We start from the raw sequence: 25,418 nt of genomic DNA on the forward strand, positions 1-25,418 counted from the left end.
GGGTCACACACCCGGACCTCGGAGGGCCCCGCCCCGACGTCAACCGTCGGGACGGGGCCCTCCGCCGTGGCTCAGCGGCTCATGGCCTCGCCGTGGTGGTGCCTCCGCCGGCGACCGGGGCCCCGAGGTCGAGGCGCATCGTGTACGCGTCGACGTTCTCGGGCTGGTAGTACCGCTTGCGGATCCCGAGCTGCTCGAAGCCGTACTTCGCGTACAGCCGCAACGCCGGGTCGTTGTCCACGCGCACCTCGAGCAGCACGGCCGACGCCCGCAGCGCCCGCGACCTCTCGACCAGCGCCTCGAGGAGCTGCGAGCCGACACCCTGGTGCTGGACGGCCGGGTCGACCCCGATCGTCATGATCTGCGTGACGTCCCCGTCGAACCAGAGCCCCGCGTAACCCACGAGGGGCTGCGGCCCCGCAGCGCCCAGCACCTTCGGCTCCGCGGCCACGTACCAACGACCGAGCGCACCGAGCTCCTCGGCGACCATGCCGTAGGTCCACGCACCCCGGCCGAACAGCTCGACCTCGAGCTCGACGACCCGCGGGAGGTCGGCCGCCCGCAGCGGTCGGATCCCGGTGCTCACCACGGCCGGTCCTCAGGCCGTCACGCGCTTGGCGCCCGCGGGCACCTGGGCGTCCGGACGGCGCAGGTACAGCGGCTCGCCCGGCTGGTCGACTCCCGCGGCACGGCGCGCGAGCGCGAGGCGGGCGAGGACGACAGCGTCGGGGACGACGGGCGCGTCACCCGACCCGTCGTCACCGACGGGCAGGCCGGCGGCGGCCAGCTCCGGGTACAGCGCCGCGCCCCTGCCGACGACGACCGCTCCGGCCGCGTGGCCCGCCTCGACGACCGCCGCGGCGGCGCCCACCTCCGGCCCGGCGACCGTCTCGAGCACGGGCACCGCGTGCGGGCCCTCGTGCGCGACGACGCGGTAGCGCGCCCAGTACACCTCGCGGCGGCGCGCGTCCGCGGTGACGAGCACCTCGGCGTCGGGTGCGAGACCCAGCGCCGACACCGCCTCCGCGGCGATCGCGTCGAGGCTCGGCACGCCCAGCACCGGGACGCCGAGCGCGAGTGCGAACGTCCGGGCCGTGACGAGCCCGACCCGCAGGCCGGTGAAGGGCGCGGGGCCGGTCCCGGCGACGACCGCGGTGAGGTCCGACCGGTCGGTCCCGGACTCGGCGAGCACCTCCTCGATCATCGGTGCGAGGAGCTCGGCGTGCCGGCGCTGCTCGTCGACGCTGCGCGCCGCGAGCCGCTCACCACCCTCGCCCACCAGGGCGACGGTCACCGCCGCGGACGTGTCGACTGCCAGGACTGCCACGGTCACCAGCCTAGGCCGTCGCCGGGCAGCGCGACGCCGTCCCAGCGTTCGCCGACTGCGACGACCGTCACGTGCCGGACGCCGACCTCCGCGCCCGGCGCGTCCTCGTCCGCCCCTGCGCTGTCACCGTCCACCGCAGGCAGCCCGCCGTGCGGGCGCTCCAGGCGCACCTCGAGGCGGTCGTCCGCGAGCTGTTCGACGAGCCCCTCGCCCCACTCGACCACGGTGACGGCCTCGTCGAGGCTCGTGTCGAGGTCGAGCGCGTCGACCTCGTCGAGCGACCCGAGGCGGTAGGCGTCCACGTGGACGAGGTGCGGGCCGTCCACCTCGGACGGGTGCTCCCGCGCGATGATGAACGTCGGCGACGCCACCTGCCCCCGGACGCCGAGCCCGGCGCCCAGGCCCTGGGTGAGCGTCGTCTTGCCCGCCCCGAGGTCGCCGGTCAGGACGACGAGGTCGCCCGCCCGCAGGACGCCCGCGAGGGCGCGCCCGAACGCCCGGGTGGCGTCGGCGTCGGTCAGGTCGACGGTGAAGCTGCGGGTGGCGGTCATGCCGGGTCGGTCCCTCCGGTCGGTGCGCCCACGTGGACCCGCGGGACGCGGGCGCCGAGGCGCGTGGTGATCTCATAGCTGATGGTTCCGGCGGCGTCGGCCCAGTCCTGCGCGGTCGGGCCAGCGGCGTCGGGCCCGAAGAGCCGCACGACGTCGCCCGCACGCTCGCTCGCGTCCGGGCCGAGGTCGACGACGACCTGGTCCATGCACACCCGTCCCGCGACCCGCAGCAGGCGCGCCCCGTCGCCGGTGCCGACGAGCAACGGCCCGCCCGGGCCCGCCGACCCGCCCGACGCGTGCCGCGGGATCCCGTCGCCGTACCCGAGCGGCACGACGCCGAGCCGGGTGGCGCGCTCCGTCGTGTACAGGTGGCCGTAGGACACGCCCTGGCCCGCCGCGACGGGCTTCACGAGGGCGAGCCGCGCCTCGAGGGTCATCGCGGGGACGAGACCGAGGTCGTGGGCGGACGCGAGCTCGGGCACGGGCGAGAGCCCGTAGACCGCGATGCCCGGACGGACCAGGTCGTAGTGCAGGCCGGGAGCGGTGACCGTGGCGGCCGAGTTCGCGAGGTGCCGGACCTCGAGCACGCACCCGGCGCGCTCCACACGCGCGACGGCCTCGTCGAAGCTGCGGCGCTGCAGGTCGTTCACCGGATCCCCGGGGACGTCCGCCAGCGCGAGGTGCGACCACACGCCGACGACCCGCAGCGCACCCTCGGCCTCCGCGCTCCGCAGCGCCGCCAGGAGCCCGTCCAGGTCCGCGGGCACGACGCCGCCCCGGCCCAGCCCCGTCTCGACCTCGACGTGCACCCGCGCCGTGCGACCCGTCGTCCGCGCGGCCGCGACGACCTCGTCGACAGCCCACGACGCGGCGAGCGACACGTCCACGTCGGCCGCCACGAGGTCCGCGAAGGGGGACCCGGGGACGAGCAGCCAGGCCAGCACCCGGGCGTCGTCCGGGCCGACGCCGGCGGCGCGCAGCGCCAGGGCCTCCGACGCCTGCGCGACCCCGAGCCACGTCGCACCGCCCGCGAGCGCCGCCCGCGCCGACGGGACGAGACCGTGCCCGTACGCGTCAGCCTTGACGACCGCCATGACCTCCGCCGACCCTGCACGGCGCGCGAGCTCGACGACGTTGGCGCGGATCGCGGCGAGGTCCACGACGGCCCGGGACGGGTACCCGTCGCCGGCGGGAGGCCCGGCGAGGGTTCCCGCGGCGGTCGCTGCCCGCTCGAAGTCGCTCACGACGGACCATCCTCCCACCCCGCCCCGGTGCGGCCGCTCCCGGCGGCGGGCTCGTGGAGGACCGCACCGGGTTCGGCGGCGGCGGCCTCGGACGCGTCCCGGTCCCAACCGTCCGGCCAGCGGCCCGGCCACGCCGCGAGGGTGCGCCGCGACACGAAGCGTCGCCGCTCCCCCGACAGCGGGTCCGTGAGCTCGACGGCCCGTGCGAGGAGCTGCAGCGGTGCGGAGTGGTCGTCCGGGTCGACGCCCCGGAGCTCGGGGTAGAAGGGGTCGTCGACGATCGGCACCCCGAGGCGCTGCATGTGGAGCCGGAGCTGGTGCGTCTTGCCCGTCCGCGGCGTGAGGCGGTAGAGCCCGAGCGGGCCGCGCCGGGGGTCGTCCGCGACGTCGAGGAGCTCGACCCGGGACTCCGCGTTGGGCTCCCCGGCGACCTCCTGCGCCCGCACCACGCCGCGCTCCTTGACGATGCGAGAACGGACCGTCGCCGGGAGGTCCAGGTCGTCCCGGACGGACGCGACGGCCGCGTACTCCTTGTGCAGGGCCCGGTCGTCGAGCAGCCGGTGGTACGGGCGGCGGACCTCCGCCCGGGTCGTGAAGATCACGACCCCGGCGGTGACGCGGTCGAGCCGGTGGATCGGGGTGAGCTCGGGCAGGTCGAGCTCACGGCGCAGCTGCACGAGCGCCGACCGCGCGATGTACGACCCCCGCGGGATCGTCGCGAGGAAGTGCGGCTTGTCGACGACGAGCAGGTCGTCGTCGTGGTGCAGCACCTCGCACCGCAGGTCCAGCGCGGGCTCGACCGGCGGGTCGCGGTACAGGTACACGAGCTCCTGGTGCCGGAACGGCGTCTCCGGCGTGACGGCCGACCCGTCGCCGAGGACGACCTCGCCACCGTCGACCTTCTCGCGCAGCCGCGCCGCGTCGTCGGGGAAGCGCCCGATCAGGTAGTCGAGGACGGTCGCCCACGTCGGCGCGCCGGGCACGTTGTCGGGGAGCCGCAGCCGGGTGGGGTTCAGCCCGTCGCGCACGGGCAGCGGGGCGGGGGTCTTGCTGCGGGGCACACCACACCGTAGCGCGGCAGCACCGCGCGTCAGCCGCGCAGCAGCCCCGCGACGACGCCCGGGACGGCGTGCGCGACGTCGAGCGCGGCCACCGGGCCGCCCGGGTTCGCGGCGTGCGCCGCCCGGCCGTGGACGCTCGCCGCGACGGCCGCGAGCCGCGCGGGCAGCGTGTCGTCCGCGAGCGCCTCCGCGGAGCGCGCGGCGAGCAGCGCGCCGAGCACGCCCGTCAGGACGTCCCCGGCACCGGCGGTCGCGAGCCACGCCGGGCCGTCCGCCTGCGACCACACGACGCCTCGCCCCACGACGATCGTCACCGCGCCCTTGAGCAGCACGGTCGCGCCCGTGAGCTCGTGCGCACGCGCCGCGTGGCGCAGCGGCTCCGCCTCGACGGCCGTCCGGTCGACGTCCTCGCCCCGGGCGCGCAGCAGCGCCGCCAGCTCGCCGGCGTGCGGGGTGAGCACCACGGTCGGCGGCACGCGCTCCGGGAGCAGCGTCAGCGCACCGGCGTCGACCACCACCGGCACCCGCCGCCCGCCGACGTCCGCCCCGAGCCGACCGGCCGCGGCGGCGAGGACCGCGCGCACGTGCCGGTGCTGCTCGACGACGTCGTCCGGCAGGTCGTCGTCCCCCGCACCGGGGAGTCCGGGGCCGACGGCCCACGCCTGCACGCGTCCCTCCGCCGGGACCACCTCGGGGCGTGCGGCGAGCACCTCACGGGCCACCGGCTCGGGGCCCACGTACCGGACCATCCCGACGCCCGCACGCACCGCGCCCGACGACGCGAGCACCGCCGCGCCCGGGAACCGCGTCGACCCCGCCACGATCCCCAGGACGCCACGCGAGTACTTCTGGTCGCTCGCCGTCGGAGACGGCCACGACGCGGCGACGTCCTCGCCGTCGAGACGACGGACCGCCCTCCCGTGCCCGCGGACGCGCCCGAGCCCGATGTCGGCGACGTGGACCTCACCCGCCCGCGACGCCGCGGGCGGCAGCAGCAGGCAGTGCTTCGCGACGCCGAACGTCACGGTGACGTCCGCGGCGAGCGACGGGCCGGGGAGCGTGCCGTCGTCGACCCCCACGCCGGACGGCACGTCGACTGCGACCACCACGGGCCGCTCCCGAGCCGACCGAGCGTGCAGCAGGTCGTCGAGCCGGGCCACGAACCCCGCAGCGGGCTCGCGCAGCCCCCCGCGCGCACCGGTCCCGACGAGCGCGTCGACCACCACGTCGTAGGTCACCGCGTGCTCCGCCGCCCGTGCCGCGCCGTCGGTGGCGTCGGTCGGCGCCGTGCCGTCACGGAGGTCCGCACCGGTGGCGCCGTCCAGGCGCCCGCCCGCGCGCTCGAACGCCGTGCGGCCCGGCTCGTGCACCCGTGCGGCGAGCGCGAGCGCGTCGACCGCCACCCCGCGTCGACGCAGCGCGGCGCCCGCGAACAGGGCGTCACCACCGTTGCTCCCGGAGCCGACGAGCAGCAGCACCCGCGCGCCGCCGAGACTCCCGCGTCGCGCGCGCACGAGCGACACGACCCGGAGCGCGAGCGCGAAGGCCGCCCGCTCCATGAGCGGGCGGCCTTCGGCCAGCAGCGGCTCCTCGGCGGCACGGACATCTGCGGCGGCGAACGACTCGGTCATGACGTCAACCTCACCGCAGCCGGCCGCGTCCCGCACTACGGCAGCGAAGGAATCGACCCGTGGTGCACGCTCCGGATGATGTAGTCGGCCGCGTTGCCGTCGGCCGTCCCGTTGTACGCGTCCGACGACGACTCGTACACGACCTGGAGCTGCCCGCCCGCGATGACCATGCCCTCGGCCATGTTCGGGGCGGTCACCCAGTTGCCGATCTTCGACGACCCGTTGTACGTCGTCGAGCGCGGCCACGCGACGAGGTGGCTGTCGTTGTCACGGCCGTACGACGTCGCCCACACGATCCGGCTGCTCGTCACGACGACGCCCTGGACCTGCGACGGCGTGTACTTCTTCTGCACGTACGTCAGGCCGCCCGTGCTGCCGACCCGGTACTCGTACATCCAGTCGCGGTGCTCGGCGTTGAACGTCCCCACCCACACGTACTCGCCCTCCGCGAACGCGTACGACGCCTTGCCGGCGACCGCGATGCGGGCCTGCGTGGTCAGCGTCCTGCCGCTCGTGCCCGACAGGGCCGAACGCAGGTACCGGCGCAGGTGGCCGTCCTCGCTGACCCACAGGTACTTCGACGTCATGGCGAGGCCGCCGACGTGCGCCGTCGTGTCGAGGTGGAACATCTTGACGTACCTGCCGGAGGCCCGGTCGATGATCGAGATGATGCTCTTCTGCGTGTGATAGCGGTCGTAGTAGGCGATGACGAGGTCGTTCTCGCCCCACTTCGTCATCCCTTGCGGCACCCAGCGGGTGTCGTGGTACGGGATCGCAGCCTTCCCCGTGTCCATGTAGTGGTAGTACTCGTCGTACCGGCTCGGTGCGGCCTGGGCCGCTGCCGGGACGACGGCGGCGAGCGCCGAGAAGGCCGCCACTGCGGCGACCGTGCGACGAACGAACCTCTTCATGCTGCTCCCCCCGTGCCGCGGAGGGTCCGCGGCGCCGGCAGTCTATGCACCGACCGTGCCCGGAGGCACCCCCTCGACCAGCACGCGGACGGCACGTGCACGGGGACGGCGGTACCGTCGGGAGCATGCGATTCGGACTCTTCGTACCTCAGGGCTGGCGGCAGGACCTCACCGGGATCGATCCCGCGGACCAGTGGGAGGTGATGCGGTCGATCGCGCGCCATGCCGACACGGCGTTCGCGGGCGAGGGCCTGCCCGGTGCGGCGCACGCGTGGGAGTCGATCTGGGTCTACGACCACTTCCACACCGTGCCGGAGCCCGTCCACGAGGCCACCCACGAGGCGTGGTCGCTCGTCAACGCGTTCGCCGCCTCGACGGACCGGGTCCGTCTCGGCCAGATGTGCACCTGCATGGCCTACCGCAACCCCGCCTACCTCGCGAAGGTCGCCACGACCGCCGACATCGTGTCCGGCGGGCGCGTGGAGATGGGGATCGGCGCCGGCTGGTACGAGCACGAGTGGCGCGCCTACGGCTACGGGTTCCCGTCCGCGGGCGAGCGCCTGAAGGCCCTCGAGGAGGGCGTCGACATCATGGCGCAGATGTGGCGCACGGGCGCCGCGACGCTCGACGGCTCCGTCTATCAGGTCGACGGAGCGCTCTGTTACCCGCAGCCGCTCCAGCACGCGGCCGGGGACGACACCGGGCCGAGCATCCCCCTGTGGATCGCGGGCGGTGGCGAGAAGAAGACCCTGCGGATCGCCGCGCAGTGGGCCCAGTACACGAACTTCGGCGGCGACGCGGAGACCTTCAAGCACAAGTCCGAGGTGCTGGCACGGCACTGCACCGACCTCGGCCGCGACTTCGGCACCATCACCCGGTCCGGGAACTTCAACGTCGTGATCGGCGAGACGCAGGCCGACGTCGAGGACCGGCTGCGGTGGGTCGGCGAGCACTACCGCAAGACGGTCTCCGAGGACGCCGCCGAGCGCGAGGTCGCGGACCTGCGCGGCGCACCTCTGACCGGCACGGTCGAGCAGGTCTCGGAGCGCATCGCCGAGCTCAGGGGCCTGGGGCTCGAGTACCTCATCGCGTACTTCCCCGGCATCGCCTACGACCGCAGCGGCGTGGAGCTCTTCGAGCGCGAGGTCGTCCCGGCGTTCCTCTGACGGCGACGTCGCACCCGCCCCGACTCACCCGCCCTCGGCTCGTCCCGCCCCACCCTGGGGCGGGGCGGGCGGGGCGGGGCGAGGACCGCCGGAGTCAGGACTCCGCGACGCACACCGCCGACGCGATCCCGGCGTCGTGCGAGATCGACAGGTGGAAGGTCGCCACACCCAGCTCCTCGGCGCGTGCGGCGACGGTCCCCCGGATCTCGACCTGGGGCGCACCCCCGGGCACGCGGTGCACGGTCGCGTCCTGCCAGCTCATGCCGCCGGGGGCGCCGAGCGCCTTCGCGATGGCCTCCTTCGCGGCGAACCGTGCCGCGATGGACGCGGGCGGGAGGTCCCGCTCGTCCGGGGTGAAGAGGCGTTCGCGGAGGCCGGGGGTCCGTTCCAGCGTGGCCATGAACCGCGCCACGTCCACCACGTCGATGCCCACGCCGATGATCACGGCACGAGCCTAGGCCCGCCCGGACCTCGCGCCGAACCCGCCGGGCGCGACAGGCCTCACTCCACGGTGACGGACTTCGCGAGGTTGCGCGGCTGGTCGACGTCGAGGCCACGCGCGGTCGCGAGCTCGCACGCGAAGATCTGCAGCGGGACGACGCTGAGCAGCGGCGACAGCAGGGTGGGCGCCTCGGGGACGCGGAACACCTCGTCGGCGTACGGGGTGACGGCGTCGTCCCCGTCCTCGGCGATGACGAGCGTGCGGGCGCCGCGCGCGCGGATCTCCTGGATGTTGGAGATGACCTTGGAGTGCAGGGAGTGGCGTCCGCGCGGCGACGGCACGATGACGAACACCGGCTGCCCTGCCTCGACGAGCGCGATCGGTCCGTGCTTGAGCTCGCCGGCCGCGAAGCCCTCCGCGTGGATGTAGGCGAGCTCCTTGAGCTTGAGGGCACCCTCGAGCGCGACGGGGAACCCGACGTGCCGACCGAGGAACAGCACCGACTTGGAGTCCATCCAGCGCGCGATCATGCGCACCCGGTCACCGCGGTCGATCACGGTCTGGATCTTTGCCGGCATGGCCCGCAGGTCCGTGAGGACCTCGGCGATCTCGTCGGGGAACTTGTTGCCGCGGACCTGCGCGAGGTAGAGCCCGAGCAGGTAGGTCGCCGTGATCTGGGCGAGGAACGCCTTGGTGGACGCGACCGCGATCTCGGGCCCGGCGTGCGTGTAGAGCACGGCGTCGGACTCGCGCGGGATCGTCGACCCGTGCGTGTTGACGATCGACAGGACCTTGGCGCCCTGCTCGCGGGCGTGCCGGACCGCCATGAGGGTGTCCATGGTCTCGCCGGACTGGGTGATGGCGACGACGAGGGTCTTCTCGGTGACGACGGGGTCGCGGTAGCGGAACTCGTGGGCGAGCTCGACCTCGACGGGGATGCGGCACCAGTGCTCGATGGCGTACTTGGCCACGTGCCCGGCGTAGGCGGCAGTGCCGCACGCGATGACCACGATCTTGTCGATGGTGCGCAGCACGGACTCGTCGATGCGCAGCTCGTCGAGCTGCAGGCGTCCCGCGGCGTCGGTCCGTCCGAGGAGGGTGTCCGCGACGGCCTGCGGCTGGTCGTGGATCTCCTTGTCCATGAAGGTCTTGAAGCCGCCCTTCTCGGCGGACGACGCGTCCCAGTCGACGGTGAAGGCGCGCGGCTCGACGACGGTGCCCGCGAAGTCGGTCACGGTGACGGTGTCGGGGGTGATGACGACGACCTCGTCCTGCCCGAGCTCGAGCGCGGACCGGGTGTGCGAGACGAACGCGGCGACGTCGGAGCCGAGGAAGTTCTCGCCGTCGCCCAGGCCGACGACGAGGGGCGAGTCGTGCCGGGCGCCCACGACGACGCCCGGGTGGTCGGCGTGCACGGCGAGCAGCGTGAACGTGCCCTCGAGGCGCTGGGCGGTGGCGCGGACGGCGGCGGCGAGGTCGCCCTCCGCGCGCCGGTACTCCTTCGCGAGGAGCTGGCCCGCGACTTCGGTGTCCGTCTCGGAGAGGAAGGCGACGCCGTCGGCGAGGAGCTCGTCGCGCAGCGCCGCGAAGTTCTCGACGATGCCGTTGTGGATGACGGCGAGGCGTCCCTCGTCGGAGACGTGGGGGTGGGCGTTGACGTCGGTCGGACCGCCGTGCGTGGCCCACCGGGTGTGACCGATGCCGGCGGTCGCGTCGGGGAGCCGGCGCGACTGGGTCTCCTCGACGAGGTTGGCGAGCTTGCCGGCCTTCTTCGCGAGCGCCACGGTGTCGAGACCGGGCGCCACGAGGGCGACGCCGGCCGAGTCGTACCCGCGGTACTCCAGGCGGCGCAGCCCTTCGAGCACCACCTCGAGGGGTCGCTCGGAGGGGGACTGGAGGGGGCCTGCGTAGCCGACGATTCCGCACATGCGATCGAGTGTAAGCGCGAGATTCCGCGGTTCCGGACCTCTCGACGGTGGCGGGAGTTTGTGAGGGACGCGCCCGTTTCCCGGTGGCGCACGCCGGACGGGCGCCGGCGACGGAGCCGCTGAGACCGGCGACACCTGGCACAATCGCCGGGGTGACCGACACCCCGGAGCTCGCGCGCGGCGTCCTCGGCGGCGACCCGCGTGCGGCGTCCCTGTACGTCGACCTGGACCGTGCGTCCTGGGCGCGCCTGTCGGAGTCGACACCGCTCCCCCTGACGGACGCGGACGTGGCCCGGCTGCGCGGTCTGGGCGACCCGATCGACCTCGCGGAGGTCGACGTGGTCTACCGGCCGTTGTCGCGGCTGCTGAACCTGCACATCGCGGCGACGGCGCAGCTGCACGAGGCGTCGAGCACGTTCCTGCGCGAGGACACGGGGTCGACGCCGTTCGTCGTCGGCGTCGCGGGGTCGGTGGCGGTCGGCAAGTCCACGACGGCGCGCGTGCTGCGCGAGATGATGGCCCGCTGGCCCGAGACGCCGCGCGTCGAGCTCGTCACGACGGACGGCTTCCTGTACCCGAACGCCGAGCTGGCACGCCGCGGGCTCATGGAGCGCAAGGGCTTCCCGGAGTCGTACGACCGGCGGGCGCTGATCCGCTTCCTGACGCGCGTGAAGGCGGGCTGGGACGAGGTCTCGGCGCCCGTGTACGACCACCTGACATACGACATCGTGCCCGGGGCCGAGAAGGTCGTGCGGCGCCCCGACGTCCTGATCGTCGAGGGGCTCAACGTGCTGCAGCCGGCGCGCCCGTCACCGACGACGGACGCGACGGAGGCGAGCGGCAGCACGGTCGCGGTGAGCGACTTCTTCGACTTCTCGATCTACGTCGACGCCCGGACGCGCAACATCCGGCAGTGGTACGTCGAACGGTTCCTCAAGCTGCGTCGGACGGCGTTCGCCCAGCCGGAGTCGTACTTCCGCCGGTACGCGGACCTCACGGACGACCAGGCGGTGGAGCGCGCACGGCAGATCTGGGACGCGATCAACGCCCCGAACCTCGAGGAGAACATCCTGCCGACGCGCAGCCGCGCGACGCTGGTGCTGACGAAGGGCTCGGACCACTCCGTCCAGCGCGCACGTCTCCGCAAGCTCTGACGGTCCGCTCCGACCACGACAGGGGCAGTCCGTCTCAGTCCGGGTCGCTCGGGTCGAGCGGCTCGTGGTGGTCGCGGTTGACGACGCCGCGCTTCCAGTAGCCGTCGACGATCGCCTGCTCCGCGGGCAGCCCGAGCTCGCGCCGCAGGTACCGCCGCACGGGGACGAGCGCCGTGGCCTCGCCCGCCGCCCACACGATCTCGTCGTCATCGGGCCGGCCGAGCGAGCGCACCGCCTCGAGGACCTGCCCGGGCCCGTCGACCCGGTAGAGCCGTTCGACGGACGCGCGCGCGAACGCCGACGGTCCGCCGTCGGGCCCGGGGGTGTCGACGTACGCGTCGACGGACTCGTCCTCCAGGTCGAGGATCGCGGTCACGACGACGCCTGCGGGGAGCTGCTCGCACCAGCGCGCCGCAGCGGGCAGCGCCGTCTCGTCGGCGACGAGCACGACCCGCGAGACGCCGGCGGGGACGTCCCGGGATCCGCGCGGTCCGGCGACGACGACCTCCGTCCCCTCGGCGGCGGTCGCGGCGAAGACCGAAGCGGGTCCACCGGTGGCAGGGTCGGTACCGGTCCCGTGCAGGACGACGTCGACGTCGACCTCGGTGGTCGGACCGTCTCCGCGACGCGCCCGGGCCGTGTAGTCCCGCGAGATGCTGACCCCGTCGGGCGACCGCTGCAGGGCACCTCCGACGAGCGTCGGCGCGTGCAGGACGCCGGTGGCGGGGTCGGGAAGGAACAGCTTCACGTGGTCGTCGGGGCCGGGGGCGTCGAACCCGGCGAGGCCGGCGCCACCGAGGGTGAGCCGGACGACGGTCGGGGCGAGACGCACACGGCGCACGACGGCGGCGCGGCGCACGGCGAGCGCGTGCCGCGTCAGCGTGCGGGGAGGGATCATCCGGCGAGTCTGTCACCGACGGGGACGCGGGGCGCGTGGCCCGCGTCGCGCTGGCCGCGCGGGCCCGCCGTGCGGCCCGCGACGCGGTCGACGACGAGACCGAGGAGCAGCCCGACGACGACCCCGGCGGCCACGGCGACGAGCGGCCGGTCGCCGAGCCACGCCGCGCTGAGCACGCCGATCGCGAGCGCGCAGCCGGACCACGCGACGGCTGCCACGCCGGAGAACAGCAGGAACCGGCGGCGCGGGTAGCCGACGGCGCCGGCGCTCATGTTCACGGCGACCCGTCCCACCGGGACGTACCGCGCCGCGACGACGAGCGTGGCGCCGCGGCGGGCCAGGCCGCGCCGTGCGAGGTCGACGGCGCGTCGGCCGGCGGCACTGCGCAGGACGCGGAAGCGCTCCGTCCCGACCACCCCGCCGACCCGGTAGGCGACCTGGTCGCCCGACCACGCGCCGACGGCCGCTGCGGCCCCCAGCGCCGCGAGGCCCGGATCGCCACCGGTCCACGCGGTGACCGCGAGCGCGATGACGACGGACTCCGACGGGAGCGGGGGGAAGAAGCCGTCGACGAGGCACAGGACCCCGACGACCACGTAGACCCAGGGCGAGCCCGCGAGCGCGAGCGTCCATGCTTCGAGGCCGTGCAGCAGCGCGCCGAGCGTGTCGAGCACGTGGTCCCCCGTCCGCGCGACCGACGGGCCGCGGCTCGGACGCCGGCGGTCGGTGCGCGACGTCCTGCTCCCAGCCTGTGGGGCGGCCGGGACGTCCGCCATGGGGTGTTCCCCCCACCCGACCCCGGTCGCCGAAGGTTCACCCGCGGGACACCCGGACGGTGCGCGCCCGTCCGTCAGGCGACGTCGAAGCCGAGGACGCGCCCGACGTCGGCCGTGGCGACGCCGCCCCAGAGGCTCGCGAACGTGCTGTTCGACGCGAGCGACCGCAGCTCGGCCCGGTCGACGTACAGCGTCCCGTCGAGGTGGTCGGTCTCGTGCTGCACGATCCGTGCGGTCCAGCCCGTGAGCACCTCGTCGACGGGCCGGCCGTGCTCGTCCTGCGCGACGAGCCGCACGGACCGGTGGCGCGCGGTGACGGCCTGGTACCCGGCGACGGACAGGCAGCCCTCGTAGAAGGAGCGCCGTTCGACGTCCGGTCCCTCGCCCGGGGTGGGGACGGCCTCGTAGCGCGGGTTGACGATCGTGCGGTGCGCCAGCGGCAGCCGCTCACGCTCCGCGGCGGCGTCCTCGTACCCGGGCGGGAACCCGGGGTCGTGGAGGACGGCGATCCGCAGACCGATCCCGACCTGCGGCGCGGCGAGCCCGACCCCGGGGGCCGCGAGCATCGTCGCCCGCATCACGTCGAGCAGCTCGGGCAGGAGGTCGCCGAGCTGGCCGGTGTACGGCTGGGCGGGCCGGCGCAGGACGGGGTGGCCCGCCTGGACGACGGGCAGGACGCCGTCCTGCGCCGTCGCGAGCAGCGCCGCGACGTGGTCGCGCACGCGGGGGTCGACGGTCTCCCAGGCGGTCGGGCGGGGGGCTGGCTCGCTCATCGGGCCAGCCTAGCGACGGCCGCCGGGACCGCGGGTCACAGGGCCGTGCGTTCCAGGACGACACCGGCGAGCCGCTCGGCGACCCCGTCGGCCTCCCCCTGGGTGGCGGCCTCCACCATGACGCGCACGACGGGCTCGGTACCGGACGGCCGCAGCAGCACGCGACCGGTCTCCCCCAGCAGCTCCTCGGCCTCGGCCACCGCCGCCTGGACGGCGGGGTCGTGGTCCACGGCCGACTTGTCGACGCCGCGCACGTTCACGAGGGCCTGGGGCAGGCGCGGCACCTGCGCGGCGAGCTCGGCGAGGGTCTTGCCGCTGCGCCGCACGAGCGCCGCGAGGTGCAGCGCCGTGAGCACCCCGTCGCCCGTCGTGGCGTGCTCGGCGATGATGATGTGGCCGGACTGCTCGCCGCCCAGGTCGTAGGCGTGCTCGCGCATCGCCTCGAGGACGTACCGGTCGCCCACCCCGGTCTGCACCGTCCGGATGCCCGCCGCCTGCATCGCGAGGACCAGGCCCAGGTTGCTCATGACGGTGACGACGAGCGTGTGGTCCGCGAGCCGTCCGTCGGCGTCGCGCGCGAGCGCGAGCATCCCGAGGATCTGGTCCCCGTCCACGACGTTCCCGTCCGCGTCCACGGCGAGGCACCGGTCTGCGTCGCCGTCGAACGCCACCCCGAAGTCCGCCCCGGACGCCACGACGACGGCCTGGAGCTGCTCCGGGTGGGTCGAGCCGCACTTCTCGTTGATGTTCCGGCCGTCGGGGCTGGCGTTGATCGCCACGACGTCGGCGCCGGCCTCCCGCAGCGCGGCGGGTCCGATCTCGCTCGCCGCGCCGTTGGCGCAGTCCACCGCGACGCGCAGCCCGTCGAGGGGCACGTCGATCGACGTCACGAGGTGCTCGACGTAGAGCTTGCCGGCGCTGCCCCGGTCGGCGGAGATCCGGCCGACGCCCGCCCCGGTGGGGCGGTCCCACACCTCCTCGAGACGCTCCTCGATGGCGTCCTCGACGGAGTCGTCGAGCTTGTGGCCACCCCGGGTGAAGAACTTGATGCCGTTGTCCGGCATGGGGTTGTGCGACGCGGAGATCATGACGCCGATGTCGGTGCCGAGGGCGGCCGTCAGGTGTGCCAGCCCGGGGGTGGTCAGCACGCCGACGTCGAGGACGTCCACGCCCGCGGACGCGAGCCCGGCCGACACGGCCGCACCGAGGAACTCGCCGGAGGCGCGCGGGTCACGGGCCACGACGGCGCGCGGGCGGTGCCCCGCGAACTCGCCGGCGGAGCCGAGCACGTGCGCGGCCGCTACCCCCAGGTCGAGCGCGAGCTCGGCCGTCACGTCCCTGTTGGCGAGACCTCGCACACCGTCCGTGCCGAACAACCGCGTCATGTCTCTCCTCGTCAAGGTCAGTGAGGTGTCACTGAGGTGCTGGGGTCGTACCCGCGGCGCTGGAAGTGGTGCTCACAAACCCCCGGGTACGCCGAAGGCCCCGACGGAAGCATCCGTCGGGGCCTTCGAACGTGCGCGCTGGATCAGCGCTTGGAGTACTGCGGAGCCTTGCGGGCCTTCTTGAGACCGGCCTTCTTGCGCTCCACGACGCGGGCGTCGCGGGTGAGGAAGCCGGCCTTCTTGAGCGCCGGGCGGTTGCTCTCCTCGTCGATCTCGTTGAGCGCGCGGGCGATGCCGAGACGCAGCGCGCCGGCCTGGCCCGTGATGCCGCCACCCGTGATGCGGGCGATGACGTCGAAGCGGCCCTCGAGGTCGAGGAGGGTGAACGGCGAGCCCACGAGCTGCTGGTTCACCTTGTTCGGGAAGTAGTCCTCGAGCGTGCGGCCGTTGATCTTCCACTGGCCGGTGCCGGGGACGAGGCGAACGCGAGCGATCGCCTCCTTGCGGCGACCCAGGGCCTGCCCGGGTGCCGTGACGGACTGGCCGCGACCCTGCTGGGGGGCGGCAGTCTCGGTGGTGTAAGTGCTGGGGGTCTCGTCCAGCTGGTCGTTCTCGACGGTGGTCTCAGCCACTGGGATGTCCTCGCGTCCTTCGGTTCGTCAGCTCAGGAGCCGGAGCTCACTGGGCGACCTGAGTGATCTCGAACGGCTTCGGCTGCTGAGCGGTGTGCGGGTGCGTGGCACCCGCGTACACCTTCAGCTTGCCGAACTGAGCGCGGCCGAGGCTGGTCTTGGGGAGCATGCCCTTGACGGCCTTCTCGACGGCCCGCTCGGGGTGCTTGTCGAGGAGGTCGGCGTAGCTGGTCGCCCGCAGGCCACCCGGGTAACCCGAGTGGCTGTAGGCCATCTTCTGCTCGCGCTTGTTGCCGCTGAGGGCGACCTTGTCAGCGTTGATCACGATGACGAAGTCGCCGCCGTCGACGTGCGGCGCGAAGGTGGCCTTGTGCTTGCCACGCAGCAGCGTGGCGACGTGGCTCGCGAGACGGCCCAGGACGACGTCGGTCGCGTCGATGACGTACCAGTCGCGCTGGACGTCGCCGGGCTTCGGGGTGTACGTACGCACTGTCGTAGCCTTCGTTTCGGTTCGGTCTTCTTCGGCGCAGAGAACTGCGTCCGACGAGTGTTCGTCTGAGCGCTCCAGAAGCCTGCCTCCGACCGTTTCCCGGACGTGACGGGCCAGCGAGTGGGCGCACGGTTCCGTCAGCGGTTCGAGCAGGGGGTCGGGCAAGGAAGCACAACGACTATCCAGGGTAGCCCGGGACACCGAGCGAGGTCAAAGCCGGGCCCCGTGACGTGCCTCATGCCCGGGTCGCTCCGCGACGCACGCGGCGCACCGGCCCACACGGGCGAGCGGCTCGCAGCCCGCGCAGAACAGCCGCAGCGTGCGGCACGACGGGTCCGCACAGTTCTCGTAGCGGGCCGCCTCGCCGCCGCACACGGTGCACCGGCCGAGCGACCGGGCCGCGTGCGAGAACTCCACGTGCCGGCGCTCGTCGAAGACGTACAGCGAGCCGTCCCACAGGCCGTCGTCGCCGAACTGCTCGCCGTAGCGCACCACCCCGCCGTCCAGCTGGTACACCTCGGTGAAGCCGCGGTCCACCAGCAGCGCCGACAGGACCTCGCAGCGCACACCACCCGTGCAGTAGGTCACGACGGGCCGGTCGCGCAGGCCGTCCAGACCCCCGCTGTCCAACAGGTCCACGAAGTCCCGGGTCGTCGCCACCGGCGGGACGACGGCGCCGCGGAACCGGCCGATCTCGGCCTCCATCGCGTTGCGGCCGTCGAGCATCACGACGTCGTCGCCGCGCGCCGCCACGAGGTCGTGCAGCGCCTGGGGTGTCAGCCGCGCGCCGCCGCCGACCACCCCGTCCGCGTCGACCCGCACCCGCTCGGGCACACCGAACGCGACGAGCTCCGGCCGCACCTTGACCGAGAGGCGGGGGAAGTCGGCGCCCGTGCCCGCCGACCACTTGACGTCGAGGTCGCGCAGACCCGGGTGCTCGCGCGTCGACTTGAGGTACTGCTTGAGGTCCTCGACCGTCCCACCGAGCGTGACGTTCATGCCGTGGGGCGCCACGATCACCCGACCCGTCAGCGACCACCGCTCGCCCAGGGCACGCTGCCACAGCCGGACCGCCTCGGGGTCGGGCAGCGGCGTGAAGGCGTAGAAGAGCACGATCTTGTGGACGGCCATGCCTCCAGGATACGAAGCGCGTGCATGCGCCCCGAGCCGGTGCGAGTGTGGAGGGATGAGCCAGGACACCACCGGCACCAGCCCGGAGCCCGAGTACACCGCCGAGGGCGACAACGACCAGCTCGACGCGCAGGACACGCTCGTCGACCGAGGGGTCGACGACCCGCTCGACGAGGGCTACGTCGTGCCCGAGCGCGACCGGAAGAACCACTGGGGCGAGACCGCCTACGAGGAGGCGAGCGGCGAGCCGCTCGACCTGCGCCTCTCCGAGGAGGAGCCGGACACCACCCTCGAGGACGACGACGAGGAGGACGAGGAGGAGGGTGTCGACACCACCCGCGCCGGCCGCCTGGCGGAGGACCCCGACGCCATCGGACGCGGCAACGACGTCTTCGCGACGGACGAAGGCATCTCCGGTGCCGCCGCGAGCGCCGAGGAGGCCGCCGTCCACGTCGTCGACGACGAGACCTGATCCCCTCGGGCGCCGAGGGGATCAGCCCCGGGCGACGGCACCGCCCCCGGGGGCGTCCTCCCACACGTCCTCGTCCATGCGGACCGCCCGCACCCGCTCGGCCCGCGCCGCGAGCTCGGCGTCGGGCGGGTACACGACCTCCTCCAGGGTGAGGCCGTGCGGGGGCACCACGCCGCCCGCGGCGCTGCGCTCGCGAGACGCCAGCACCTGAGCCGGCCAGGCCGTGCTCCGTCGCCCCTCGCCGACCGCGAGGCTCGTCCCGACGAGGGCCCGCACCATGTTGTGGCAGAACGCGTCGGCACGGACCGTCGCCACGACGAGACCCGCGTCCGGGCCACCCGTCGGGCGCGCCCACGTGAGCTCGACGAGCTCACGGATCGTCGTCGCCCCCGGGCGGGGCTTGCAGAACGCCGCGAAGTCCCGCACGCCGAGCAGCGGCAGCGCCGCCTCGTGCATCGCGTCGACGTCCAGCGGCCGGCGCGTCCACAGCACCTCGGCCCGCCGCAGCGGGTCGCGGAGGTCCGGTCGGTCCGCGACGCGGTACGCGTAGCGACGCTGCAACGCCGAGAACCGCGCGTCGAAACCCGCGGGTGCGACGGACGCCGCCCGGACGACCACGTCACGCGGCAGGACGCCGCCCAGCCGCGTCACGAGGCACTCCCCCGCCGGCCGACCCGCACGGTCCGGCAGCGCGGCCCACTGCCGCGGCGTGAGGTCGACGTGGGCCACCTGACCCCGGGCGTGCACCCCCGAGTCCGTGCGACCGGCCACCTGGACCCGGGGCGTCGGCTCGTCGCGCTGCGCGGACCGCAGCACCGTGGTGAGCGCGTCCTCGAGGCTGCCCTGCACGGTCCGGAGCGCAGGCTGGCGCGCCCAGCCGGCGAAGTCGGTGCCGTCATAGGCGATGTCGAGGCGCACGCGCACGGGTGTCGTCCCGTCGGTTCGTTCGGTCACAGGTCCATCGTCCCCCGAAACCCGCGCACCCACGCCTACGCTGGACGGCATGCGCAGCGACGACGCCACGACGACCCTGTCCGTCGACTGCGGCGGCGGCCACCTCAAGGCCGCCGTGCTCGACGTCTCCGGCACCCAGCGGGCCGAGCCCGTCCGCGTCCCGACGCCCTACCCGCTGCCGCCCGAGAAGCTCGTCGAGACGATCGCCGGGATCGCCGGGAGCCTCCCCGACGCCGACCGCGTCACCGTCGGCATGCCCGGCATGATCCGCCGCGGCGTCGTCGTCCACACCCCCCACTACGTGTGCCCGCGCGGGCCGCGCACCCCGGTGTCCGCGGACCTCGTCGCGCAGTGGCGCAGCTTCGACATGCAGGGCGCCGTCGCGGCCCGCCTCGGGCTCCCCGCGCTCGTCCTCAACGATGCCGAGGTCCACGGGGCGGGCGTCATCGCCGCGTCCGGCCTCGAGCTCGTCCTCACGCTCGGGACCGGGCTCGGGTCGTCCCTGTTCCTCGGCGGCAGCCTGTCCCCGCACCTCGAGTGGTCGCACCTCCCGCGCGGGCGCTCCACCTACGACGAGTACATCGGCGAGCCGGAGCGCCGACGCCTCGGCAGCGCCCTGTGGTCCCGCCGCGTCGTGCGGGTCGTCGACGGGCTCCGACCCGTCGTGTGGTGGGACCGGCTCTACCTGGGCGGCGGGAACTCCCGGCGGATCACTCCGAACGCGCTCACGCGCCTCGGTGACGACGTCGTCGTCGTCCCGAACTCGGCCGCCCTCGTCGGCGGGGCGCGCGCCTGGTCCCTCCCCCGGCACGAGTGACGACCCCCGGCCGGCGCCCCCGCAGCGCCGGCCCCCCGCACGCACCCCGAGGTGTGAGACTGCTCGCATGACCAGGAAGATCGCCGTCGTGGGCGGCGGCATCGTCGGCACCGCCCTCGCCCGCGAGCTCGTCCGCCGCGACCTCGGGGACGTCACCGTCCTCGAGAAGGAGGACCGCCTCGCCGCCCACCAGACGGGCCACAACTCCGGTGTCGTGCACGCCGGGCTCTACTACGCCCCCGGGTCGCTCAAAGCACGGCTCTGCGCCACCGGCCGGGCCCTCCTGCAGGACTTCTGCGCCGAGAAGGGGCTGCCGTTCCGCGAGCTCGGCAAGCTCGTCGTCGCCGTCGACGAGTCCGAGCTGCGGGCGCTCGCGGAGATCGAGCGACGGTCGCGCGCGAACGGCGTCCCGGACCTGGAGCGGATCGACGACGTGGGCCGGCTGCGCGAGATCGAGCCGCACGCGGCGGGCGTCGCCGCCGTGCACTCCCCGCGCACCGCTGCGGTCGACTACCCGGCCGTGACCGAGGCCATGGCCGACGACGTGCGCCGTGCAGGCGGTCGCATCGTTCTCCGTGAGGAGGTCACTGGTCTCCGGATCGTGGGGCCGAGGGTCCGTGTCACCACGGCGGGCACCGACGACGTGTACGACCGGGTCGTGGTCTGCGCCGGGCTCCAGTCCGACGTCGTCGCGCGCCTCGTCGGGGCGGACCCGTCGCCGCGCATCCTGCCGTTCCGCGGCGAGTACTGGAGCCTCGCGCCCGACCGGTCGGACCTGGTGCACGGCATGATCTACCCCGTCCCCGATCCGCGCTTCCCGTTCCTCGGCGTCCACTTCACGCGCGGCGTCGACGACCTCGTGCACGTGGGACCCAACGCGGTCCCCGCCCTCGCGCGGGAGGGCTACGGCTGGTCTGCGGTGTCGCTGCGGGACACGTGGGGGTCTCTCACCTGGCCGGGCGCCCTGCCGCTCGCGCGCCAGCACTGGAGGATGGGCCTCGACGAGATCTCCGCCTCGCTCGTGAAGTCCCGCTACTACCGCAAGGCGCGCCGCTTCGTCCCCGAGCTCCGGCCCGACGACCTCGTGGCCCGCGCGGGTGCGGGGGTCCGCGCCCAGGCGTGGGGACGCGACGGCGCCCTCCTCGACGACTTCGCCGTCGACACCGTGGGGCCCGTCACTCTGGTGCGCAACGCGCCCTCGCCCGCGGCGACGTCGTCGATGGCCATCGCCCAGCACCTCGTGCGCGAGCACCTGCGCTGACGCGGAAGGGCCCGGCCCGCACGACGCGGACCGGGCCCCTCCAGGCGGTGCAGAGGCTCAGGCCTCGGACTTCTCCTCGGCGGCAGCCTCGGTGGCGGTCTCCTCGGCCGGAGCCTCGGTCGCCTCGGCGGCCGGGGTCTCCTCGGCCTTCTCCGCCTTCTTGGCCGGAGCGGACTTCTTCGCCGACCGCGCGGTGGCCTTCTCGGCCTCCTTGACGACGGCCTGCTTCGGGCTCACCGGCTCGAGCACGAGCTCGATGACCGCCATGGGCGCGTTGTCACCCTTGCGGTTGCCGACCTTCGTGATGCGCGTGTAGCCGCCCTGGCGCTCGGCCATCGTGGGGGCGATCTCCGTGAAGAGCGTGTGGACGACGCTCTTGTCGCGCACGACGGTCAGGACGCGACGGCGTGCCGCGAGGTCGCCGCGCTTCGCGAACGTGATGAGACGCTCCGCGAGGGGACGCAGGCGCTTCGCCTTCGTCTCGGTCGTGGTGATGCGGCCGTGCTCGAAGAGGGCCGTCGCGAGGTTCGCGAGGATGAGGCGCTCGTGAGCCGGGCCACCGCCGAGACGCGGACCCTTGGTGGGGGTAGGCATGGATCTTGCTCCTTCGTGGGCTGAGGCCCGGGCCGGACCCGTTCCTCAGTGCGTGGGATGACGGCGGGCGACCTGGGCCGCCCGCCCGTTCAGTGCTCTAGCGCGTCAGTAGCTCTGCTCGTCGTCCGAATAGTCCTCGTCGCCGTAGTAGGCGGTCGAGGGGTCGAAGTCCAGCGGCGAGTCCTTGAGCGAGAGGCCCAGCTTCTGGAGCTTCTCGGTGACCTCGCCGATCGACTTCGCACCGAAGTTGCGGATGTCGAGCAGGTCCGCCTCGCTGCGCGCGACAAGCTCACCCACGGTGTGGATGCCCTCACGCTTGAGGCAGTTGTACGAACGGATCGAGAGGTTGAGCTCCTCGATCGGCAGCGCGAGGTCAGCGGCGAGCGCGGCGTCGGTCGGCGACGGGCCGATCTCGATGCCCTCGGCCTCGACGTTGAGCTCACGGGCCAGGCCGAACAGCTCGGTCAGCGTGCGACCGGCCGACGCGAGGGCGTCGCGCGGCGAGATCGCCGGCTTCGTCTCGACGTCCACGATCAGCTTGTCGAAGTCCGTGCGCTGCTCGACACGCGTCGCCTCGACCTTGTAGGTCACCTTGAGGACCGGCGAGTAGATCGAGTCGACCGGGATGCGACCGATCTCGGCGTCGTAGGACTTGTTCTGGTTGGCCGACACGTAGCCGCGGCCGCGCTCGACCGTCAGCTCGATCTCGAGCTTGGCCGAGTCGTCGAGCGTCGCGACGTGCAGGTCGGGGTTGTGCACCTCGATGCCCGCCGGCGGGATGATGTCGGCCGCCGTGACGACTCCACCCTGCTTGCGCAGGTACATGACCACCGGCTCGTCGTTGTCCGAGGACACGACAAGGTTCTTGAGGTTGAGGATGATCTCGGTGACATCCTCCTTCACGCCGGGGATCGTCGAGAACTCGTGCAGGACGCCCTCGATGCGGACCGACGTCACCGCCGCGCCCGGGATGGACGACAGCAGCGTGCGGCGCAGCGAGTTACCGAGCGTGTAGCCGAAGCCCGGCTCGAGCGGCTCAATGGAGAAGCGCGAGCGGTACTCGGAGATGACCTCTTCGGTCAGGGTGGGGCGCTGTGCGATGAGCACTGGTGGGTTCCTTTCGGTGTGCGTCCGCCATATGACGCATCACGGGGGGAGGGTGGCCGTGCGGCAGGTATCGGTCTGCCTGACGCACGAGCGCTGCGGGACGTGCTGGGCACGTCCCGCAGCGAAGGTGGTCAGACGCGGCGACGCTTGGGCGGGCGGCAGCCGTTGTGCGCCTGGGGCGTCACGTCCTGGATCGAACCGACCTCGAGGCCGGCCGACTGGAGCGAACGGATCGCGGTCTCGCGGCCCGAGCCCGGGCCCTTGACGAAGACGTCGACCTTCTTGACGCCGTGCTCGGCGGCCTTGCGGGCAGCGGCCTCGGCGGCCATGCCGGCGGCGTACGGGGTCGACTTGCGCGAGCCCTTGAAGCCGACGTCGCCGCCGGAGGCCCACGAGATCACGGCGCCCGACGGGTCGGTGATCGAGACGATCGTGTTGTTGAAGGTGCTCTTGATGTGCGCCTGGCCGAGCGGGACGTTCTTCTTGTCCTTGCGGCGGGGCTTGCGGCCGGCGGCCGCGCGGGTCTTGGGAGGCATGTCCTGGGTTTCTCCTGGGTGAGGTCTTCGGACCGGGCGGGCTGCCCCGGCGCTCGGACGACCCGGACGCACCGCGAGAGCGGTGGGTGGGGAGGTCGGCGCTCGGTGCGGCCCGGCGCGGACTGCTGGTTAGCGGGCCTTCTTCTTGCCGGCCACGGTGCGCTTCGGACCCTTGCGGGTGCGCGCGTTGGTCTTGGTGCGCTGACCGCGGACGGGCAGACCACGACGGTGGCGAAGACCCTCGTAGCAGCCGATCTCGACCTTGCGGCGGATGTCGGCGGCCACCTCACGGCGGAGGTCACCCTCGAGCTTGTAGTTGCCCTCGAGGTAGTCACGCAGCGCGACGAGCTCGGCGTCGCCGAGGTCCTTCACGCGAACGTCCGGGCTGATCCCGGTAGCGGCCAGGGTCGCCTGGGCGCGGGTACGGCCGACGCCGTAGATGTAGGTGAGCGCAACCTCGAGTCGCTTGTCGCGAGGGAGGTCTACGCCGACGAGACGTGCCATGTGCCTGACGGCTCCTTGTACTGCTGGTCGGAGGTCTTCCGCACCACCCTCCCGCTGATCCTGCGGGCCCCGGCCTCCGACCGGGGGTTCCCCTGCGCGAGCGCAGGTTCGTGATGGTGCGTGTGAGCAGGTCGCTCGGTGTGCCGGGGCCTCAGCCCTGGCGCTGCTTGTGCCGTGCGTTCTCGCAGATGACCATGACGCGACCGTGCCGGCGGATCACCTTGCACTTGTCGCAGATCTTCTTGACGCTCGGGTTGACCTTCATGGTGAAGTCCCTTCGCTGCCGCGCGCGCACCCCGGGGCTCCGGGGCAGCGCCCGACGGCGCGCTCGAGTGGTGGTTACTTGTAGCGGTAGACGATGCGACCGCGGGACAGGTCGTACGGGCTCAGCTCGACGACCACACGGTCCTCCGGAAGGATCCGGATGTAGTGCTGCCGCATCTTGCCCGAGATGTGCGCGAGGACCTTGTGCCCGTTGGCCAGCTCCACGCGGAACATCGCGTTCGGCAGGGCCTCGACCACGCTGCCCTCGATCTCGATGACGCCGTCCTTCTTCGCCATGTCCTCCGCTAACTCTCGTCCGGTCGACCACGAGGACATGCCGTGCACCGTGGTGCAGGGAGGGATGGCCCCGTGGACGAGGTGCGAAGTGGTGTTGCCCCCGACCGCGCGCCCGTGCCCGTGAGCAGTGAGAGCGAGGTCCGTGGGCGGCGTCCGCCTTGCTGACCGATCGGCCGGCAAGGAGCTGAACGCACAGTCTCCACACCCGACAGACCATCCTACGCCATCGGGCGAGATGAAGGAAACGCGGCCGGCTCAGTCGAGAGGCGTCGGCGTGACGCCGTGAGCGGCGAGGCCCGCCGCTCCCCCGTCCCGCGCCGTCAGCACCCAGATCCCGCCGTCGAGGACGGCGACCGTGTGCTCCCAGTGCGCGGCACGTGAGCCGTCCTCCGTCACGACCGTCCAGTCGTCGTCCAGCACGCGCGTGCCCGCCTCGCCGGCCGTCAGCATCGGCTCCACGGCGACGCACAGGCCCGGGCGCACCTTCGCGCCCCGGCCACGTGCTCGGTAGTTCAGGACGTCGGGGTCCTGGTGCATCTCGGTGCCGATGCCGTGGCCCACGTACTCCTCGACGATCCCGTAACCGGGCCCGCCGTGCGCAGCGGCCGCGACGACGGTCTCGACCGCCTCGCCCACCCCGTCGAGGTGCGAGCACGCGGCCAGCGCGGCGATCCCCGCCCACATCGCCCGCTCGGTCGTCGCCGCCAGCGCGACGTCGGCGGCGTCCGCGGCAGGCAGCACCGTCGTGAACGCGGCGTCACCGTGCCAGCCGTCCACGACCGCCCCGCAGTCCACGGACACCACGTCGCCCGGCTCGAGCACACGGTCACCCGGGATGCCGTGCACGACCTCGTCGTTCACCGACACGCAGATCGTGGCGGGATAGCCCTCGTACCCGAGGAACGACGGCGTGGCACCCGCGCGGGCGATCACCTCGGCCGCGACGGCGTCCAGGTCGGCGGTCGACGCGCCCACGACGGCCGCCGCACGGACCGCGTCGAGCGCGTCCGCGACGACCAGACCGGCCCGGCGCATCACCAGGACCTGGTCCGGGGACTTGTACTCGATACGGTCCATCCCGAACATCGCGTCCCCCTACGTCTGCGTGCGCG

The 25,418-nt window shown here is 73.6% G+C and carries 29 protein-coding genes; 5 read left to right on the forward strand and 24 right to left on the reverse strand.

Going from position 1 to position 25,418, the window contains the following annotated elements:
* Positions 1-79 precede the first annotated feature (79 nt).
* The 7 genes from rimI to CLV34_RS03590 form a co-directional block, all read right to left on the reverse strand.
* A complete protein-coding gene (gene rimI, locus CLV34_RS03560; protein ID WP_245858951.1) occupies positions 80-586 on the reverse strand; it encodes a ribosomal protein S18-alanine N-acetyltransferase in 507 nt (168 codons plus the stop codon).
* A gap of 12 nt (positions 587-598) precedes the next feature.
* Positions 599-1,327, reverse strand: a complete 729-nt coding sequence (gene tsaB, locus CLV34_RS03565) for a tRNA (adenosine(37)-N6)-threonylcarbamoyltransferase complex dimerization subunit type 1 TsaB (protein ID WP_100349205.1) — start codon at positions 1,325-1,327, stop codon at positions 599-601.
* A gap of 2 nt (positions 1,328-1,329) precedes the next feature.
* The gene (gene tsaE / locus CLV34_RS03570; RefSeq protein ID WP_100348821.1) at positions 1,330-1,878 is read right to left on the reverse strand and encodes a tRNA (adenosine(37)-N6)-threonylcarbamoyltransferase complex ATPase subunit type 1 TsaE; all 549 of its coding nucleotides are present in this window, start codon (positions 1,876-1,878) and stop codon (positions 1,330-1,332) included.
* The gene (gene alr / locus CLV34_RS03575; protein ID WP_245859004.1) at positions 1,875-3,038 is read right to left on the reverse strand and encodes an alanine racemase; all 1,164 of its coding nucleotides are present in this window, start codon (positions 3,036-3,038) and stop codon (positions 1,875-1,877) included. Before alr ends, tsaE begins: the two co-directional genes overlap by 4 nt.
* An 80-nt stretch (positions 3,039-3,118) precedes the next feature.
* Entirely contained in the window at positions 3,119-4,183 is a 1,065-nt protein-coding gene (locus tag CLV34_RS03580) for a pseudouridine synthase (protein ID WP_100348823.1), read from the reverse strand.
* Between the two features lie 29 nt (positions 4,184-4,212).
* On the reverse strand, positions 4,213-5,814 hold the full coding sequence (locus CLV34_RS03585) for an NAD(P)H-hydrate epimerase (protein WP_100348824.1): 1,602 nt from the start codon (positions 5,812-5,814) through the stop codon (positions 4,213-4,215).
* Between the two features lie 35 nt (positions 5,815-5,849).
* Positions 5,850-6,725 carry a hypothetical protein gene (locus tag CLV34_RS03590; RefSeq protein ID WP_157803680.1) on the reverse strand — a complete coding sequence of 292 codons (876 nt, stop codon included), beginning with the start codon at positions 6,723-6,725 and terminating at the stop codon, positions 5,850-5,852.
* A 125-nt stretch (positions 6,726-6,850) separates the two neighbouring features.
* On the opposite strand from CLV34_RS03590, the gene CLV34_RS03595 reads away from it, so the two are divergent.
* On the forward strand, positions 6,851-7,891 hold the full coding sequence (locus CLV34_RS03595) for a TIGR03560 family F420-dependent LLM class oxidoreductase (protein WP_100349206.1): 1,041 nt from the start codon (positions 6,851-6,853) through the stop codon (positions 7,889-7,891).
* Positions 7,892-7,985: 94 nt separating this feature from the next.
* Here CLV34_RS03595 and CLV34_RS03600 read toward each other — a convergent pair whose 3' ends face one another.
* Both CLV34_RS03600 and glmS read right to left on the reverse strand, forming a co-directional pair.
* Positions 7,986-8,336, reverse strand: a complete 351-nt coding sequence (locus CLV34_RS03600) for a holo-ACP synthase (protein ID WP_100348826.1) — start codon at positions 8,334-8,336, stop codon at positions 7,986-7,988.
* Between the two features lie 56 nt (positions 8,337-8,392).
* A complete protein-coding gene (gene glmS / locus CLV34_RS03605; protein ID WP_100348827.1) occupies positions 8,393-10,261 on the reverse strand; it encodes a glutamine--fructose-6-phosphate transaminase (isomerizing) in 1,869 nt (622 codons plus the stop codon).
* A 152-nt stretch (positions 10,262-10,413) separates the two neighbouring features.
* Here glmS and coaA point away from each other — a divergent pair, with 152 nt between their 5' ends.
* Positions 10,414-11,415 (forward strand): type I pantothenate kinase, encoded by a 1,002-nt coding sequence (gene coaA / locus CLV34_RS03610; RefSeq protein WP_100348828.1) that lies wholly within the window; start codon positions 10,414-10,416, stop codon positions 11,413-11,415.
* A 34-nt stretch (positions 11,416-11,449) separates the two neighbouring features.
* Here coaA and CLV34_RS03615 read toward each other — a convergent pair whose 3' ends face one another.
* The 7 genes from CLV34_RS03615 to trhO form a co-directional block, all read right to left on the reverse strand.
* Positions 11,450-12,313 (reverse strand): siderophore-interacting protein, encoded by an 864-nt coding sequence (locus tag CLV34_RS03615; protein WP_100348829.1) that lies wholly within the window; start codon positions 12,311-12,313, stop codon positions 11,450-11,452.
* On the reverse strand, positions 12,310-12,987 hold the full coding sequence (locus CLV34_RS03620; protein ID WP_170044557.1) for a DedA family protein: 678 nt from the start codon (positions 12,985-12,987) through the stop codon (positions 12,310-12,312). Before CLV34_RS03620 ends, CLV34_RS03615 begins: the two co-directional genes overlap by 4 nt.
* A 176-nt stretch (positions 12,988-13,163) precedes the next feature.
* On the reverse strand, positions 13,164-13,862 hold the full coding sequence (locus CLV34_RS03625) for a peptide deformylase (protein WP_100348831.1): 699 nt from the start codon (positions 13,860-13,862) through the stop codon (positions 13,164-13,166).
* A 35-nt stretch (positions 13,863-13,897) separates the two neighbouring features.
* On the reverse strand, positions 13,898-15,247 hold the full coding sequence (glmM, locus tag CLV34_RS03630; RefSeq protein ID WP_100348832.1) for a phosphoglucosamine mutase: 1,350 nt from the start codon (positions 15,245-15,247) through the stop codon (positions 13,898-13,900).
* Positions 15,248-15,390: 143 nt separating this feature from the next.
* The gene (gene rpsI / locus CLV34_RS03635) at positions 15,391-15,879 is read right to left on the reverse strand and encodes a 30S ribosomal protein S9 (protein ID WP_100348833.1); all 489 of its coding nucleotides are present in this window, start codon (positions 15,877-15,879) and stop codon (positions 15,391-15,393) included.
* A gap of 46 nt (positions 15,880-15,925) precedes the next feature.
* Positions 15,926-16,369, reverse strand: coding sequence for a 50S ribosomal protein L13 (gene rplM, locus CLV34_RS03640; RefSeq protein ID WP_100348834.1), 444 nt, complete (start codon positions 16,367-16,369; stop codon positions 15,926-15,928).
* Positions 16,370-16,579: 210 nt separating this feature from the next.
* Positions 16,580-17,500, reverse strand: coding sequence for an oxygen-dependent tRNA uridine(34) hydroxylase TrhO (gene trhO, locus CLV34_RS03645; RefSeq protein ID WP_100348835.1), 921 nt, complete (start codon positions 17,498-17,500; stop codon positions 16,580-16,582).
* A 55-nt stretch (positions 17,501-17,555) separates the two neighbouring features.
* Here trhO and CLV34_RS03650 point away from each other — a divergent pair, with 55 nt between their 5' ends.
* Positions 17,556-17,972: a DUF5709 domain-containing protein gene (locus tag CLV34_RS03650; protein ID WP_100348836.1), complete on the forward strand. Its 417-nt coding sequence runs from the start codon at positions 17,556-17,558 to the stop codon at positions 17,970-17,972.
* Between the two features lie 21 nt (positions 17,973-17,993).
* Here the strand turns inward: CLV34_RS03650 and truA are convergent, their stop codons facing one another.
* Positions 17,994-18,926, reverse strand: coding sequence for a tRNA pseudouridine(38-40) synthase TruA (gene truA / locus CLV34_RS03655; protein ID WP_245858953.1), 933 nt, complete (start codon positions 18,924-18,926; stop codon positions 17,994-17,996).
* Between the two features lie 49 nt (positions 18,927-18,975).
* On the opposite strand from truA, the gene CLV34_RS03660 reads away from it, so the two are divergent.
* On the forward strand, positions 18,976-19,743 hold the full coding sequence (locus CLV34_RS03660; RefSeq protein ID WP_100348838.1) for an ROK family protein: 768 nt from the start codon (positions 18,976-18,978) through the stop codon (positions 19,741-19,743).
* Between the two features lie 67 nt (positions 19,744-19,810).
* Positions 19,811-21,004 carry an L-2-hydroxyglutarate oxidase gene (gene lhgO, locus CLV34_RS03665; RefSeq protein WP_100348839.1) on the forward strand — a complete coding sequence of 398 codons (1,194 nt, stop codon included), beginning with the start codon at positions 19,811-19,813 and terminating at the stop codon, positions 21,002-21,004.
* Positions 21,005-21,061: 57 nt separating this feature from the next.
* Here the strand turns inward: lhgO and rplQ are convergent, their stop codons facing one another.
* The 7 genes from rplQ to map form a co-directional block, all read right to left on the reverse strand.
* On the reverse strand, positions 21,062-21,598 hold the full coding sequence (rplQ, locus tag CLV34_RS03670; RefSeq protein ID WP_100348840.1) for a 50S ribosomal protein L17: 537 nt from the start codon (positions 21,596-21,598) through the stop codon (positions 21,062-21,064).
* Between the two features lie 105 nt (positions 21,599-21,703).
* Positions 21,704-22,705, reverse strand: coding sequence for a DNA-directed RNA polymerase subunit alpha (locus CLV34_RS03675; protein WP_100348841.1), 1,002 nt, complete (start codon positions 22,703-22,705; stop codon positions 21,704-21,706).
* 131 nt (positions 22,706-22,836) lie between these two features.
* Positions 22,837-23,241, reverse strand: coding sequence for a 30S ribosomal protein S11 (gene rpsK / locus CLV34_RS03680; RefSeq protein WP_100348842.1), 405 nt, complete (start codon positions 23,239-23,241; stop codon positions 22,837-22,839).
* 129 nt (positions 23,242-23,370) lie between these two features.
* Positions 23,371-23,745 (reverse strand): 30S ribosomal protein S13, encoded by a 375-nt coding sequence (rpsM, locus tag CLV34_RS03685; protein ID WP_100348843.1) that lies wholly within the window; start codon positions 23,743-23,745, stop codon positions 23,371-23,373.
* A gap of 151 nt (positions 23,746-23,896) precedes the next feature.
* Positions 23,897-24,010 carry a 50S ribosomal protein L36 gene (rpmJ, locus tag CLV34_RS03690; protein ID WP_100348844.1) on the reverse strand — a complete coding sequence of 38 codons (114 nt, stop codon included), beginning with the start codon at positions 24,008-24,010 and terminating at the stop codon, positions 23,897-23,899.
* A gap of 74 nt (positions 24,011-24,084) precedes the next feature.
* Entirely contained in the window at positions 24,085-24,306 is a 222-nt protein-coding gene (infA, locus tag CLV34_RS03695; protein WP_012867920.1) for a translation initiation factor IF-1, read from the reverse strand.
* Between the two features lie 255 nt (positions 24,307-24,561).
* Complete coding sequence (gene map / locus CLV34_RS03700) at positions 24,562-25,392, reverse strand: type I methionyl aminopeptidase (RefSeq protein ID WP_100348845.1); 831 nt, start codon at positions 25,390-25,392, stop codon at positions 24,562-24,564.
* Between the last annotated feature and the right edge of the window lie 26 nt (positions 25,393-25,418).

Origin of the sequence: Luteimicrobium subarcticum (assembly GCF_002798015.1) — a bacterium.
GTDB classification, from domain to species: Bacteria; Actinomycetota; Actinomycetes; order Actinomycetales; family Cellulomonadaceae; genus Luteimicrobium; species Luteimicrobium subarcticum.

What these genes read in the sequence shown, in the direction of transcription:
- tsaE (WP_100348821.1), bottom strand. Translation starts at nt 1,878, where the DNA reads ATGACCGCCACCCGCAGCTTCACCGTCGACCTGACCGACGCCGACGCC.
- CLV34_RS03585 (WP_100348824.1), bottom strand. Translation starts at nt 5,814, where the DNA reads ATGACCGAGTCGTTCGCCGCCGCAGATGTCCGTGCCGCCGAGGAGCCG.
- CLV34_RS03590 (WP_157803680.1), bottom strand. Translation starts at nt 6,725, where the DNA reads ATGAAGAGGTTCGTTCGTCGCACGGTCGCCGCAGTGGCGGCCTTCTCG.
- CLV34_RS03595 (WP_100349206.1), top strand. Translation starts at nt 6,851, where the DNA reads ATGCGATTCGGACTCTTCGTACCTCAGGGCTGGCGGCAGGACCTCACC.
- glmS (WP_100348827.1), bottom strand. Translation starts at nt 10,261, where the DNA reads ATGTGCGGAATCGTCGGCTACGCAGGCCCCCTCCAGTCCCCCTCCGAG.
- CLV34_RS03615 (WP_100348829.1), bottom strand. Translation starts at nt 12,313, where the DNA reads ATGATCCCTCCCCGCACGCTGACGCGGCACGCGCTCGCCGTGCGCCGC.
- CLV34_RS03625 (WP_100348831.1), bottom strand. Translation starts at nt 13,862, where the DNA reads ATGAGCGAGCCAGCCCCCCGCCCGACCGCCTGGGAGACCGTCGACCCC.
- glmM (WP_100348832.1), bottom strand. Translation starts at nt 15,247, where the DNA reads ATGACGCGGTTGTTCGGCACGGACGGTGTGCGAGGTCTCGCCAACAGG.
- trhO (WP_100348835.1), bottom strand. Translation starts at nt 17,500, where the DNA reads ATGGCCGTCCACAAGATCGTGCTCTTCTACGCCTTCACGCCGCTGCCC.
- CLV34_RS03650 (WP_100348836.1), top strand. Translation starts at nt 17,556, where the DNA reads ATGAGCCAGGACACCACCGGCACCAGCCCGGAGCCCGAGTACACCGCC.
- CLV34_RS03660 (WP_100348838.1), top strand. Translation starts at nt 18,976, where the DNA reads ATGCGCAGCGACGACGCCACGACGACCCTGTCCGTCGACTGCGGCGGC.
- lhgO (WP_100348839.1), top strand. Translation starts at nt 19,811, where the DNA reads ATGACCAGGAAGATCGCCGTCGTGGGCGGCGGCATCGTCGGCACCGCC.
- rplQ (WP_100348840.1), bottom strand. Translation starts at nt 21,598, where the DNA reads ATGCCTACCCCCACCAAGGGTCCGCGTCTCGGCGGTGGCCCGGCTCAC.
- rpsK (WP_100348842.1), bottom strand. Translation starts at nt 23,241, where the DNA reads ATGCCTCCCAAGACCCGCGCGGCCGCCGGCCGCAAGCCCCGCCGCAAG.
- rpsM (WP_100348843.1), bottom strand. Translation starts at nt 23,745, where the DNA reads ATGGCACGTCTCGTCGGCGTAGACCTCCCTCGCGACAAGCGACTCGAG.
- rpmJ (WP_100348844.1), bottom strand. Translation starts at nt 24,010, where the DNA reads ATGAAGGTCAACCCGAGCGTCAAGAAGATCTGCGACAAGTGCAAGGTG.
- infA (WP_012867920.1), bottom strand. Translation starts at nt 24,306, where the DNA reads ATGGCGAAGAAGGACGGCGTCATCGAGATCGAGGGCAGCGTGGTCGAG.
- map (WP_100348845.1), bottom strand. Translation starts at nt 25,392, where the DNA reads ATGTTCGGGATGGACCGTATCGAGTACAAGTCCCCGGACCAGGTCCTG.